This window comes from Flavobacterium sp. 3HN19-14 (assembly GCF_051373205.1).
Taxonomy (GTDB): Bacteria; Bacteroidota; Bacteroidia; order Flavobacteriales; family Flavobacteriaceae; genus Flavobacterium.
This window is the reverse complement of record NZ_JBPPZT010000001.1, coordinates 797,538-811,126: the sequence shown is the minus strand read 5'-3', so window position 1 is coordinate 811,126 and position 13,589 is coordinate 797,538. Positions and strand designations below refer to the sequence as shown.

11 protein-coding genes and 3 pseudogenes are annotated in these 13,589 nt (G+C 39.3%); 8 read left to right on the top strand and 6 right to left on the bottom strand.

Going from position 1 to position 13,589, the window contains the following annotated elements:
- Window positions 1–37: 37 nt before the first annotated feature.
- From ACSLFW_RS04220 to ACSLFW_RS04200, 5 genes are all read left to right on the top strand, one after another.
- Entirely contained in the window at window positions 38–2,095 is a 2,058-nt protein-coding gene (locus tag ACSLFW_RS04220; protein WP_436554769.1) for a tetratricopeptide repeat-containing sensor histidine kinase, read from the top strand.
- Between the two features lie 192 nt (window positions 2,096–2,287).
- Window positions 2,288–2,446 (top strand): hypothetical protein, encoded by a 159-nt coding sequence (locus tag ACSLFW_RS04215; protein WP_436554768.1) that lies wholly within the window; start codon window positions 2,288–2,290, stop codon window positions 2,444–2,446.
- A gap of 35 nt (window positions 2,447–2,481) precedes the next feature.
- Window positions 2,482–4,029, top strand: coding sequence for a tetratricopeptide repeat protein (locus tag ACSLFW_RS04210; protein WP_436554767.1), 1,548 nt, complete (start codon window positions 2,482–2,484; stop codon window positions 4,027–4,029).
- Window positions 4,026–4,562: a sensor histidine kinase gene (locus ACSLFW_RS04205; protein WP_436554766.1), complete on the top strand. Its 537-nt coding sequence runs from the start codon at window positions 4,026–4,028 to the stop codon at window positions 4,560–4,562. Before ACSLFW_RS04210 ends, ACSLFW_RS04205 begins: the two co-directional genes overlap by 4 nt.
- A gap of 41 nt (window positions 4,563–4,603) precedes the next feature.
- Entirely contained in the window at window positions 4,604–5,068 is a 465-nt protein-coding gene (locus ACSLFW_RS04200; protein WP_436554765.1) for a response regulator, read from the top strand.
- Window positions 5,069–5,180: 112 nt separating this feature from the next.
- Here ACSLFW_RS04200 and thiL read toward each other — a convergent pair whose 3' ends face one another.
- The 6 genes and pseudogenes from thiL to ACSLFW_RS04170 all read right to left on the bottom strand — a co-directional run bounded on the left by thiL (window position 5,181) and on the right by ACSLFW_RS04170 (window position 10,843).
- Window positions 5,181–6,227 carry a thiamine-phosphate kinase gene (thiL, locus tag ACSLFW_RS04195; protein WP_436554764.1) on the bottom strand — a complete coding sequence of 349 codons (1,047 nt, stop codon included), beginning with the start codon at window positions 6,225–6,227 and terminating at the stop codon, window positions 5,181–5,183.
- Window positions 6,228–6,447: 220 nt separating this feature from the next.
- Window positions 6,448–8,244 (bottom strand): translation elongation factor 4, encoded by a 1,797-nt coding sequence (gene lepA / locus ACSLFW_RS04190; protein WP_436554763.1) that lies wholly within the window; start codon window positions 8,242–8,244, stop codon window positions 6,448–6,450.
- Between the two features lie 307 nt (window positions 8,245–8,551).
- On the bottom strand, window positions 8,552–8,932 hold the full coding sequence (locus ACSLFW_RS04185) for a hypothetical protein (RefSeq protein WP_436554762.1): 381 nt from the start codon (window positions 8,930–8,932) through the stop codon (window positions 8,552–8,554).
- A 75-nt stretch (window positions 8,933–9,007) separates the two neighbouring features.
- Window positions 9,008–9,501 (bottom strand): annotated as a pseudogene (locus ACSLFW_RS04180) (YihY/virulence factor BrkB family protein).
- A 56-nt stretch (window positions 9,502–9,557) separates the two neighbouring features.
- Complete coding sequence (locus tag ACSLFW_RS04175; protein WP_436554761.1) at window positions 9,558–9,971, bottom strand: YihY/virulence factor BrkB family protein; 414 nt, start codon at window positions 9,969–9,971, stop codon at window positions 9,558–9,560.
- Window positions 9,972–10,024: 53 nt separating this feature from the next.
- Window positions 10,025–10,843 (bottom strand): SRPBCC family protein, encoded by an 819-nt coding sequence (locus ACSLFW_RS04170; protein ID WP_436554760.1) that lies wholly within the window; start codon window positions 10,841–10,843, stop codon window positions 10,025–10,027.
- 122 nt (window positions 10,844–10,965) lie between these two features.
- Here ACSLFW_RS04170 and ACSLFW_RS04165 point away from each other — a divergent pair, with 122 nt between their 5' ends.
- From ACSLFW_RS04165 to dusB, 3 genes and pseudogenes are all read left to right on the top strand, one after another.
- Entirely contained in the window at window positions 10,966–11,340 is a 375-nt protein-coding gene (locus ACSLFW_RS04165; RefSeq protein WP_436554759.1) for a DinB family protein, read from the top strand.
- A gap of 181 nt (window positions 11,341–11,521) precedes the next feature.
- Window positions 11,522–12,377: pseudogene (locus ACSLFW_RS04160) on the top strand (SDR family oxidoreductase).
- Between the two features lie 128 nt (window positions 12,378–12,505).
- Window positions 12,506–13,499, top strand: a pseudogene (gene dusB / locus ACSLFW_RS04155) (tRNA dihydrouridine synthase DusB).
- The last annotated feature ends 90 nt before the right edge of the window (window positions 13,500–13,589 follow it).

The window sequence follows — 13,589 nt, the reverse complement described above, 5'->3', positions numbered from 1 at the left end:
CTTTTTTTATTCGTGCATTTTTTTACTTTTGTGAAATATGAGACAAGCTTTCACTTATTCTGCTTTTTTTTTATCTGTAATTATAATTTTTAGTTGTAAGAAAACCAATTCTTCAAAACTCATAAATGAAGAAAAAAATCACGATAGTCTTTCTGTTTTTTTTGATCAAGCAAATAATTTTTCCTTATCCGAGACCAAGAGAATAGAATACATTTCTAAAGCCCTACATATATTAGAATTGCAAAAAAATGACTCATTAAATCGAATAAACTATTTCAAGTTAGCAAATAGATATTTTAACAATAATAAACTTGCTGAATATAAGAAGACTACAGAACTAATAGTCAAAAAAGCTGATCAAGTTAATGATAAAGTAAGTCAAGCTAAAGCTTATAGTTACTTAACAGATTACTATATACAAATCGACAATCCAGATAGTGCATACTACAACAATTATAAGGCCGAAAGTTTATATAAAAAGCTTAGTGATAAACCTAATATAATAAAAACCCTATTAAACAAAGCAATATTTCAACATAACCATAGTGACTATTTAGGATGTGAAAAAACAGTTTTTGAAATGCTTCACTTTTTAAAATTTAGTAATAATGATGAAATGAAGTACGAAGCAAATAATTTATTAGGTATAGTATATGGTGAATTATCGGAATATAATCTTTCAATAAAGTACTACAATTTAGCGCTTGAAATTGCTAATCATAAAAATATGCCGCGTGAATACCAATTAAAAGCAAGCCTTTTTAATAATATTGGTATGTTATATGTTAATCAAAAAAAATATGAAAAAGCCAATTCACAATTTGAACTGGCTCTAGAACAATCTAACTTATTTAACGATAGACCAAACATCTATGCTATGGCACTTGATAATCTTGCTTACTCAAGATTCAAAAAAGGAGATTTTCGAAATATTGAAGATGATTTGTTCAAGTCGCTCAGAATTAGAGATAGCTTAAATATTAACCAAGGAATAATTATTAATAAGTTGCATTTATCTGAATATTACGCCGAACTAAAAGACAGCGTCAGAGCTTTTAAATTTGCCAAAGAAACTTTTGACTTCGCAAACCATTTGGGTGAGAAAAGAGAACTTTTAAATATATTAAAACAATTATCAAAAGTAAATCCGCGAAAATCTTTTGTATACTCGACAGAATTTTATAGAATCAATGACAGCCTTGAATTAAAAGAAAGACAGATTCGAAATAAATTTGCCCGCATCGAATTCGAAACAGACGAAATCATCACTCAGAAAAACCAACTCGTTGAGCAACGCAAAACTATTATCTATATCAGTCTCGCAATCATATTATTAGGCGTCTTAATATTCATTATCCGAATGCAGGCCTCCAAAAACCGCGAACTCAGATTTGTTCAGGAGCAGCAAAAAGCCAATGAGGAAATCTACCAACTCATGCTCAACCAGCAAAACAAAATTGAGGAAGTGCGCCAGCTTGAAAAGAAACGTATCGCGCAGGAATTGCATGATGGTGTTCTCGGCAAGCTTTTCGGCACGCGTATGAATCTTGGCGTATTGAACAACAAAGACGGCGAAAAGGCGAAGTCTGAAAGGGTAATTTATATTGATGAACTTCAAACTTTAGAACAGGAAATAAGGGAAATCTCGCATGATCTTAATTCAGAGAAAATGGCGGTTTTCAATAATTTCTTACTGATGGTTGGCAATTTCATCGAAACGCAACGCAAGGTTTGCAAAGCCGCCATTACTTTTTCAGCAGATGAAACTATCGAATGGAATAATGTGGAGAACATGGCGAAAATTAATTTTTACCGCATTCTACAGGAAGCCTTTCAGAATATTAATAAACACGCAAATGCTGAGAATGTCATTGTTTCTTTTACAATTAACGACAATCTACTCACATTGGACATTCAGGATGATGGTGTAGGTTTTAATTATGCCAAGAAAAAGAAAGGCATTGGATTGCTCAACATGAAAGCCCGCATTACAGATTCTAAAGGCAATATGCAGATTATCACCGCGCCTGGCGAAGGTACATTACTCAAATTTGATATTCCTTTATACCATACTGAGTTGGTTGATGTACAATAAACCAGATTGAAAGTTACTTACTAAAAAATCATCCACCCGCAAAACACATCCATCTACACTTATACAGATGTTATCCACAATTTAGGCTTTTTTTTGTTTTTTTTTGAAACACTACTGTTTTAGTTTTACCCCATCGAACAATACAACGTTTGATCAAAACACAAAAAAACAAACCCCTAAATTGACAATATCATGAAAAAAATTATCTTAATCGCAGCAGTTTTATTAGTAGCAATCGTTGGTTTGACTTCTTATAGTGGGAGAGAGGTTAAGAAAGATAAGGCAGATGGAACGTTAATTGCACAATTCAAAGGAACTCCTCAATTACAAGGTGGTAAAAAATTAGACTAATCCATTACATTGAAATATATTAAAAAGGCTATCGAATGATAGCCTTTTTTATTGAGATAGATTTCCTATTTTTGATGGATATGATTTTTGTGGATAAAAATTACTTAACATATTTGTTCTTTATATTCTTCATGATATCTTGTCATAATGACAATCGCTTATCCATCAAAACAAACAATAATGATTCTCTCTCTAAATATCTAGAAAAAGCAAATGATGAGCAATTATCATTTGAATCGCGTCATAAATATAATTCAAAGGCACTATACATCATTAATTCTCAGCAAAACGATTCAATGAATCGTGTAAACTATTTTAAAGTTGCAAATCGATACTTCAATATGAATGCAATGGAAGAATATAAGAGAATTGTTTTTGTAATATTAAAAAAGGCCGAAGAAAAAACCGACAGCCTCAGTTTAGGCAAAGCATACAATTATCTTGGTGATTATTATGGAAACAGGTTCGTTTCCGACAGTGCTTTTTCATATTACAGAAATGCAGAAAAAATCTATAAAAATCTAAAGGATAATACAAATATCGCAAAAACGCTATTGAATCAATCTGTATTACAATTTAATGAAAAAGATTTTGTTGGTAGTGAAAAATCAGTTTTCGAGGCCTTGAGATATTTAAAAACATCAAATGATGACGTTATGCAATTTGAGGCAAATAACATTTTAGGGATAATCTACAGCGAATTGTCCGAAACCGACAAGGCACTTGAATATCATCAAAGAGCTTTAGAAATTGCAAATAAACAAAATATATATCCAGAATATCAAGCAGTTGCTACATCTCTAAATAATTTAGGTTATCTTTATTTAAAACTTAATCACTATAATAAGGCTATAGAATATTTTAAAAAAGGGTTAGCGCAAAAAAACATTTTTACCGATAAAACCTCGTTGTATGCAAATTTAAAAGATAATTTGGCTTATTGTGAATTTAGAAGCGCCCAACTAACAACGTCGCCAGCATTATTTTATGAAGCGCTTAAAATTAATGATAGCATAAATAATATCCCTGGAATTATAAGTGGCAAATTAAATCTTTCAGAATACTACGCATATAAAAAAGATACTATAAAAGCAATAGCGCTAGTGAATGAAGCTTATCAAGTAGCAAAAAAAAATAAAATTGCTACAGACGTTTTAAAAAGTTTAAAACAAAAATCCATCTTAGAGCCAAATAAGAAAGGAATCTTTTCCGATGAATATATACGCATCAACGATTCTATGCAATTAGGAGAACGTAAAGTGAGAAATAAATTATCACGAATAGCATTCGAAACCGACGAACTCGCCATAGAAAAAACCCAACTAATAGAACAAAGAAAAACCCTAATCTACATCACTTTAGGAATAATTTTATTAGGTGTCCTAATCTTCGTTATTCGCTTTCAGGCCGCTAAAAACCGCGAACTCAAACTCGTTCAGGAACAGCAAAAAGCCAATGAGGAAATTTACCAGCTCATGCTCAACCAGCAGAACAAAATCGAAGAAGTGCGCCAGTCAGAAAGAAACGCATCGCACAGGAACTGCACGACGGCGTACTCGGAAAATTATTCGGCACACGCATGAATTTAGGCGTCCTAAACCGCAAGCGAGATGAAGAAGCTGAAGCTGAACGCGATGTTTACATCGACGAACTTAAAACCCTCGAGCAGGAAATTCGTGAAATTTCGCACGATCTGAATTCTGAGAAAACAGCCGTTTTTAATAACTTTCTATTGATGGTCAACAATTTCATTGAAACACAACGCAAAGTGTGTAAGGCAGAAATCAGTTTTTCCGTCGATGAATCGATTGTTTGGAACCAAGTAGAAAATATGGCCAAAATTAATTTGTACCGTATTTTACAAGAGGCTTTCCAAAACATTAACAAACACGCCAATGCCAAACGCGTCAATGTTGCCTTTAAAGAAATCGACGGCCAAATCAAACTAACGGTCGAAGACAATGGCGTCGGATTCATTTACGCCCGCAAGAAAAAAGGCATCGGAATGCTCAATATGAAAGCCAGAATTACCGATTCAAACGGCACCATGCAGGTAGAAACTGAACCTGGCGAAGGCACCATATTGAAATTTGAATTACCTTTATCCAAAACATAACAACAAATTATACTATAAAACAAACCCCAAAACACCCCCAAATGAAAAAAACAATCCAGGTATTGATGGTCGATGACCATCCGTTTATCCTACAAGCGTACCGCAACACCCTTGACCGCTACAAGCCCGAGGAGTATGACATTCCGTCTGTGAATGCCGATTCCGGAAAAACCGGCTACGAGGCAATCGTCAACAGTCCGTATGATTTTGATGTTGCTTTTCTCGACATCAGTATTCCAAATTATCCTGAAAACAACATAGAATCCGGAATCGATCTTGCCTTGCTTTTGCGCGAAAGAATGCCCAATTGCAAAATCGTCCTGTTGACCATGCATACCGAAAAACTGAAATTTAAATATTTTGCAGATGCCATTAACCCGGACGGACTCGTAGTTAAAAACGACCTGACTTTTGAAGAAATGCTGCTCGCTTTCGAAAAAATCATTTCCAACGAAAGGTATTTCAGCGAAACGGTTTTGAAAATGATCAACGAAGAAGCAACATAGCAATTTCATAAATCCCAAAAAAAGAAAATTCCAAATTCCAACTGAAAAGTCACCATGCGTTCAAATTGGAATTTGGAATTTATTTGTTTTTTGGAATTCGATTTTTGGGATTTTATTCCTCCATCGCATCCCAGCCTCTTGCCCTTAGCTGTATCTTAGTATTGGCGCGTGTCACCAAATGAATGCCTTCACTTTCCTGTGTCATGTGTCCGATAACCGTAAAATTCGGATTTCCTTTTATCTTATCGAAATCCTCCATCTTCACAGTGAATAGCAACTCATAATCCTCGCCGCCATTAATAGCAACTGTTGTACTGTCAAGGTTGAATTCCTCACAGGCGCTGATCAGTTGCGGATCAATCGGCAATTTGTCTTCGTATAAATTACAACCGACATTTGACTGCTTGCACAAATGAAGGATTTCTGAAGAAAGTCCGTCAGAAATATCAATCATCGATGTTGGCTTCACTTCAAGCGCATGCAATAAAGTGCGCACATCTTTCCTTGCCTCAGGTTTCAATTGCCTTTCAATCAAATAAGTATAGGCGTCTAAATCTGGTTGCGAATTCGGGTTAACCAAAAAAACCTGCTTTTCACGTTCAAGCACTTGCAATCCCATATATGCTGCGCCGATATCGCCTGTTACAATAAGTAAATCGTTCTCTTTTGCCCCGTCTCTGTAAACAATTTCATTCGCATCGGCCTCACCAATCGCAGTAATGCTGATGATGAGTCCTTTTTGGGAAGAAGTCGTATCGCCGCCAATTACATCAACCTTATATTCATTCGCGGCAAGTGTAATTCCGGCGAATAATTCTTCCAATGCTTCGAGCGGAAAACGATTCGAAACCGCCACAGAAACCGTAATCTGCGTGGCTTTGGCATTCATCGCACAAATGTCAGACACATTTACAACAACTGATTTGTATCCCAAATGTTTCAAAGGCATATAAGCCAAATCGAAATGCACGCCTTCAATCAATAAATCAGTCGAAACGATAACTTTTTTATCTTTAAAATCCAGAATCGCGGCGTCATCGCCAATGCCTTTTAAAGTTGAAGGCTGGATGTTTCCGAAATTTTTGGTCAGGTGATTTATGAGTCCGAATTCGCCTAACTGGGCAATCGACGTGCGTTGCGGTGTTTTGTCTTCGATCATTTTTTTAGTTTCAAAGGGGCAAAGGTACAAAGTTGCAGAGGTTTTTGTGTTAGGATTTTGATAAGTTTGTGCGTGACGTTATTTGCCACAAAGGTGCGAAGACGCAAAGGCATTAAGTTTTTCCGAAGGTTTCAATAAAAAAACTCCGGTAAATTAATACCAGAGTTTGTAATATTTCTTAGCGACTTTATGTCTTAACGCCTTCGTGGTGAAAAACTAACTAGTCGTTAAGCTTCAAAACCGCCATAAAAGCCTCTTGAGGAATCTCAACATTCCCCACCTGACGCATTCTCTTCTTTCCTTTTTTCTGCTTTTCCAAAAGTTTACGCTTACGCGAAATATCACCACCGTAACATTTGGCGGTAACGTCTTTTCTCAACGCTTTCACGGTTTCACGCGCGATGATTTTTGCACCGATCGCCGCCTGAATCGGAATATCAAATTGCTGGCGCGGAATCAGTTCCTTCAGCTTTTCCGTCATTTTCTTGCCAATATGATACGCATTGTCCGCGTGGATCAACGCCGATAACGCATCAACCGGATTCGCATTCAACAACACATCAACTTTCACCAAATTCGATGTCCTCATTCCTATCGGCGAATAATCAAACGATGCATATCCTTTAGAAACAGTCTTCAAACGGTCGTAAAAATCAAAAACGATTTCCGCCAAAGGCATATCAAAATTAAGCTCAACGCGTTCAGTCGTCAGATAAGTCTGGTTCGTAATGATGCCGCGTTTTTCAATACACAATGACATTACATTCCCGACATAATCAGATTTCGTAATAATGGTCGCTTTGATGTAAGGCTCTTCAACACGATCCAGGCGCGAAGGTTCCGGCAAATCTGACGGGTTGTTCACCACAGTCGCCTTATCCGGATCTTTCTTGGTATACGCCATATACGAAACGTTTGGAACGGTCGTAATCACGGTCATATCAAACTCGCGCTCCAGCCTTTCCTGGATGATTTCCATATGCAGCATTCCCAAAAACCCGCAACGGAAACCAAATCCCAAAGCCGCAGAACTTTCTGCCTGGAAAACCAGTGAAGCATCGTTCAACTGCAGTTTTTCCATCGAGTTGCGCAATTCTTCGTAATCTTCGGTATCAACAGGATAAATTCCTGCAAAAACCATCGGCTTCACATCTTCAAAACCCGTAATCATATTGGTAGTCGGCGTTTTCGCATCGGTCAGCGTATCGCCCACTTTTACTTCTTTCGCTTCTTTGATTCCGGAAATTAAGTAACCTACATCTCCGGCAGAAATCACCTGCTTCGGCACTTGGTTCAATTTCAAAGTCCCGATTTCATCTGCAAAATATTCATTGCCGGTCGCCATAAATTTAATCTTCTGGCCTTTCCTGATTTCGCCGTTTTTTACACGAAAAATAACCTCAATCCCGCGAAACGGATTGTAAACCGAATCAAAAATCAATGCCTGCAATGGTTCTTCAGGATCACCTTTCGGGGCAGGAATCTTTTCGATAATCGCCGCCAAAATGTTCTCCACGCCAAAACCGGTTTTCCCCGAAGCGTGAATAATATCTTCCAGTTTGCATCCCAGAAGATCAATAATATCGTCGCTTACTTCCTCCGGATTAGCACTCGGCAAATCGACTTTATTCAAAACCGGAATGATTTCCAGATCATTTTCCAAAGCCAGGTAAAGGTTCGAAATCGTCTGTGCCTGAATGCTCTGCGCCGCATCAACAATCAAAAGCGCACCTTCGCAAGCGGCAATCGAACGCGAAACTTCATACGAAAAATCGACGTGTCCCGGCGTATCAATCAGGTTCAGGATATAATCTTCGCCTTTATATTTATATTCCATCTGGATCGCGTGGCTCTTAATCGTAATCCCGCGCTCCCTTTCAAGATCCATGTTGTCAAGCAGTTGCGCCTTTTCTTCACGCGCCGTAACGGTTTGCGTCGCGCCCAGAAGGCGGTCGGCGAGCGTACTTTTTCCGTGGTCGATGTGGGCGATAATGCAAAAATTCCTGATATGTTTCATCTTTTTCTTATACTTTTTTATGGGGCGTTTCCCTGCGGGCCGGGCTTTCGGCTCAATCTTTTTGCTTGGAACTTCTCTGCTTCACTTCAACTTCCGTAAAAAACAAAAAGCATACCGCCTCACCCGAGGCCGTCAAGGCCGAACTGACCGTAAGGTAATCCCTAACGCTCAGTGCTATAAACCACATTAGGTTCAATCGGCAAATATAGTGGTTTCCATCCGAAGATAAAAGGGAAATCCAAAACGAAAAAAACGCCTCCGGACGAATCCGAAAGCGCTTTCCAGTTGTAATTAAATTGAGTTGTTGTTATTTATGGCGACCGGTTTGATTTTGCTCGGCATCCCAATCGGTTGTGCTGTCTTTGTGGTCGCGGTTATCGGTACTGTTGATTTCGTCCGGATTTCTGGACTCGGTACTCATGATATCGCGTTCGCCGACTTCGTGTTTGCGGTTGTTTTTTTCCTGAAGGTCAATCGTTCCTTCATCGACCTGAGAAATATCGCCTTCGATGTGGTCATCAAACGCGGTGTAAGTGTCGTCATGCTTTGCGATGTTGCGGTTGACAGTATTATTTTCAGCTGCCTTGTCAATTTTTCCGGGATGCTTAAAATCTACCTCGTTCGAATCAATATTACGTGGTTCCGCTTCGTTATTAGCATCTTTTCGATGTTGGTCATTTGCACTCATAGGAAATACATTTTCTATTCAAATTTACTTCATCTGTAACTGGAATTCTTTACAGTTTTTTGGCAATTTGTTGCATTATTCATTGGGGTCATTAGGTTCGGCGGTATTTGGCAGGACAGCAACTTTCCGTTCTTTTTCAAGCTGCTCCACATAGACCGCATAATCTGCCGGTTCGATTCGTGCACCGGTAAATTCTGCGTAAACCCTTGTAAATTCTGCCCCGAAATATAAAATCGCTGCCGTATAATATACCCACACTAAAATAATAATCAACGAACCTGCCGCGCCATAAGCTGTAGCCGTGCCGCCCAATTCGATGTATAATCCAATAAGGTAACGGCCAGCATGAAAAGGCAGGCTGTGAAAAAAGCACCAACCCTTACATCTTTCCATGTAATCTTTGCATCTGGCAATACTTTAAAAATCACGCCAAACAACAATGTTATTACGCTAAATCCGATAATGATGTTCAATGCATGGAAAAGGATAATTGTCACATCTGGAAAATAACCCTTGAGCCAGTCACTAAAAGCTGTGAGCAGTCCGTTTACCATCAACGAGACAATCAATAAAAACCCCAAACCTACAATCAATGATGAGGAAAGCAACCTGTCTTTCAACAATTTTACCCAACCTCTTTTGGTTTGGCTTTTACACGCCAGATAATATTAATTGAATCCTGAATCTCTCCGAAAACCGTTGTTGCACCGATAATTAACGTTACTGCACCGATTATAACCGCCGTATTGGTCTTTCCCGAAAGCTCCATATTTTTAATAATGTCCTGAATTTGCGCAGCAGCGCTGTTTCCGATAAGGCCATTGATTTCGGAAAATACATGTCCCTGAATCGCATCCCTTCCAAAGAAAACACCGGCTAGCGAAATCATCAACAGCAATAATGGCGCTAATGAGAAAATCGTATAATAAGAGAGTGAGGCGCTGAATTTGAGCGCACGGTCTTCGGTAAAACTGGTAAAAGTATCCTTCAGGATTGTCCAGCTGCTATGCAATGTCTTTTTACTGAAAAAAGCTGTCATCTTTTGTTAGTTTAAAACAGAAAACACCGAAACAATGAATGATATCGGTGCTTTCAAATATTTATTATTGGTGCTATGCCTGGTTCCGTTTCTAAAAAAGTTTTCAGGCTATCAATATCTTTTTTCAGCATCTTCTCAAAAACCGGATTGAGTAATTTTGCGGCTGCCTCACCGGCAATTCCAAGTGGTGCATGATAGGAAATCGTAATATCTAAATCTGTGCTGTCTCCGTTATCCGTGAATCGAACTTTTCCGGCATTTTCAACTGTCGCATCCGGAAGTGAATGCCAACTCAAAAGTTCGTTCTTTTCATCCATCAGGATTTGTGCAGTCCACGAAATTCTTCCTATACCGGCCGGGCCTTTGGCTGTCCATTCAGATGTAATGCCATTTGTTTCTTCCACTTTTTCGAGATGGCTCATGAATCTCGGCAGGTTTTCGAGGTTTCTCCAAAAACTATAAACCTCATCAACCGGCCTGTCGATTGTGACAGTAGTATGGATATTTACATTGTTGCCACTTAATTTTTGACTATTTCCAACGGCATCGTAAACCGGACAATACCCGCCAATGCCACGCGCCAATAGTGTACCTCCGGCCAATGTTTTGGCGACGCTTTTATGCTTTCCTGATAACCCACTGTACAATAAATAGGTTCCGGCGGCGACCGTCAGAATTCTTTCGATAGTACTAATGTTGCCTTTTACGCCCGGAATCAGGCTGGCACAACTCGAATCTTCCGGATTGATATATTGCTCCGCTTCATCTTCATTGAAAATACTTCCATATCGGTTCGGGTCGGTTCCTGAAGCGTCAATCTTAGAGAAATGTCTTTTGGCATCCGGTTCTGCTATGTTGGAATTCGTTTTCATATCTTTATGTTTTATACCCATCGCTGGTTTTGTTTGCTGTACTAACAAAGCTACTTCCAAAAAAGGCGAAAAAGATTACAGTATTTTTTCTATATCTTATAAAATTTAAATAATATCTTCCGATGAAAAATCAAAATGCCGTTGAAGCTTTGCTCGACGAATATCAAAAAGTGATTGCTGATTTACAACGGGTGATTTCGATAATTTCGAATGAAGATTTAAAACGGATCGTTGATGCTGAAACTCAGAATTCAGACTGTAAATCAATCCAGACTGTTCTCGCGCATGTCGTGAATGCCTGTTTTGCTTATTGCATTTACATTCGAAAATTACGAAATATGGATTTGGAAAGGCCAGCGAAAACACTTCGGAATACCATTTCAGAATATATCGATGATTTGAATAAAATGATGGTTTTTACAGTCGCAACTTTTGAAAATATTACCGATAACGAACTCGAAGAATACCGCAATTCCCACAAAATGAAAACTTCCTAGGGCCAGAAATACGACATTGAACAAATAACAGAACACGCGATTGTACATATTTTAAGGCATCGCCGTCAGATCGAAAAATTCAAATCGTTATTAGCGGGCAAATAATATAATACTTCCTCAAAATCCTATAAAACATTTTTGCCCCGATTGCCACAATTTTGTAAAACAAAAACAAGCAATCATGGAACAGCCGAAACAATTCCCGCCGCAGCACCAATCGCAGCCCGGCGAGGAAACCGAAATGCATCCGCAACCGGAATATATCCGTGACAATTATAAAGGTAGCGAAAAACTCAAAGGAAAAGTTGCGCTGATTACGGGCGGCGATAGCGGTATTGGCAGAAGCGTAGCCGTTCATTTCGCCCGTGAAGGCGCCGCCGTCGCGATTTCTTATTATAATGAAACCGAAGATGCGGAAATCACGAAAAGTTTAATCGAAGCCGAAGGACAGCAATGTCTTCTGCTAAAAGGCGATTTGAAAGAGGAAAATTTCAGCCGTGAAATCGTCAGCAAAACCATCGAAAAATTTGGAAAACTGAATATTCTGGTGAATAATGCCGCGATGCAATTCCCACAGGATGATTTGTTCGGAATTACTTCAGACCAACTCCGCGTCACTTTTGAAACGAATATTTTTCCGTTTTTCTTCACAACACAAGAAGCTTTGAAAACTTTCAAAAAAGGCGATAATATCATCAACACCGCTTCTATAACAGCTTATCACGGCAGCGGTCATTTAGTTGATTACGCCAGCACGAAAGGCGCTATCGTTTCCTTCACGCGCTCAATGGCAGAACAATTGGTCGAGAAAGGAATTCGTGTTAATGGCGTTGCGCCCGGTCAGAATCTGGACGCCTTTAATTCCCGGAAGTTTTGACGAAGAACATGTTGCAAAATTTGGTGCGACAACGCCGATGAAACGAGCAGGACAACCTTCTGAAGTGGGGCCGGCTTACGTATTTCTGGCTTCGGAAGACAGTTCTTACATCACCGGACAGATGATTCATCCCAACGGTGGTGAAAATGTCGGCGGATAGATCTTTTACCGCAAAGGCGCAAAGATTTTTCGCAAAGTTCACAAGCGTCTCAGGACAAAACTTTGCGAACCTTGCGCCAGCTTAGCGAACTTTGCGGTTAAATTCGTAATTTTGCCAAAAATTCAGATATGGTACGCATTGGCAACATAGAACTACCCGATTTTCCGCTATTGCTGGCGCCTATGGAAGACGTGAGCGATCCGCCATTCCGCAGGTTGTGCAAAGCGCATGGTGCCGACCTGATGTATTCTGAATTTATCTCAAGTGAAGGATTGATTCGCGATGCGATTAAAAGCCGACAAAAGCTCGACATTTTTGATTACGAAAGACCGGTCGGCATCCAGATTTTTGGTGGCGATGAAGAAGCGATGGCGATGAGTGCCAAAATCGTTGAAGCCGTAAATCCCGATTTGATCGACATCAATTTCGGCTGTCCCGTAAAGAAAGTCGTTTGCAAAGGCGCCGGCGCCGGGGTTTTGAAAGATGTCGATTTGATGGTACGTCTTACGAAAGCCGTCATCAGAAGTACGACTTTACCAGTGACCGTAAAAACGCGTTTGGGTTGGGATGAAAACTCCATCAACATCGACGAAGTCGCCGAGAGATTACAAGATATCGGTGTTCAGGCATTATCGATTCACGGACGCACAAGAGCGCAGATGTACAAAGGCCATTCTGATTGGTCGCACATCGCGCGTGTGAAAAACAACCCAAGAATCACAATGCCGATTTTCGGAAATGGCGACATCGATTCGCCCGAAAAAGCATTAGAATATAAAAACAAATACGGTGTCGACGGCATTATGATTGGCCGCGCTGCCATTGGTTATCCATGGATTTTCAACGAAATCAAGCATTACGTCAAAACCAGCGAACATCTGCCTGTTCCTACCATGCAAGACAGGATAGAAGCTGCTGAAAATCATTTAAAATGGGCAATCGAATGGAAAGGCGAACGCGTCGGAATTTGTAGAAACCCGCCGCCATTACACCAATTACTTCAAAAATATTCACAACTTTAAAGACTACAGGCAGAAATTAGTGACTACAGATTCTGCTTCCGAACTGGCTTTGGTTTTTGAGGAAATCAAAAGTGCTTTTGCCGATTATCAATTCGTTTAGAGAGGAAAGAATCAAGAGGCAAGAACCAAGATTTTATGGATAATACGAAGAAGTCTTGATTCTTGTCTCTTGACTCTGTTCTCCGACTTA

Coding starts and splice junctions, on each gene's coding strand:
- ACSLFW_RS04220 (WP_436554769.1), top strand. CDS start 38: ATGAGACAAGCTTTCACTTATTCTGCTTTTTTTTTATCTGTAATTATA.
- ACSLFW_RS04215 (WP_436554768.1), top strand. CDS start 2,288: ATGAAAAAAATTATCTTAATCGCAGCAGTTTTATTAGTAGCAATCGTT.
- ACSLFW_RS04210 (WP_436554767.1), top strand. CDS start 2,482: ATGATAGCCTTTTTTATTGAGATAGATTTCCTATTTTTGATGGATATG.
- ACSLFW_RS04205 (WP_436554766.1), top strand. CDS start 4,026: ATGAATTTAGGCGTCCTAAACCGCAAGCGAGATGAAGAAGCTGAAGCT.
- ACSLFW_RS04200 (WP_436554765.1), top strand. CDS start 4,604: ATGAAAAAAACAATCCAGGTATTGATGGTCGATGACCATCCGTTTATC.
- thiL (WP_436554764.1), bottom strand. CDS start 6,227: ATGATCGAAGACAAAACACCGCAACGCACGTCGATTGCCCAGTTAGGC.
- lepA (WP_436554763.1), bottom strand. CDS start 8,244: ATGAAACATATCAGGAATTTTTGCATTATCGCCCACATCGACCACGGA.
- ACSLFW_RS04185 (WP_436554762.1), bottom strand. CDS start 8,932: ATGAGTGCAAATGACCAACATCGAAAAGATGCTAATAACGAAGCGGAA.
- ACSLFW_RS04175 (WP_436554761.1), bottom strand. CDS start 9,971: ATGACAGCTTTTTTCAGTAAAAAGACATTGCATAGCAGCTGGACAATC.
- ACSLFW_RS04170 (WP_436554760.1), bottom strand. CDS start 10,843: ATGAAAACGAATTCCAACATAGCAGAACCGGATGCCAAAAGACATTTC.
- ACSLFW_RS04165 (WP_436554759.1), top strand. CDS start 10,966: ATGAAAAATCAAAATGCCGTTGAAGCTTTGCTCGACGAATATCAAAAA.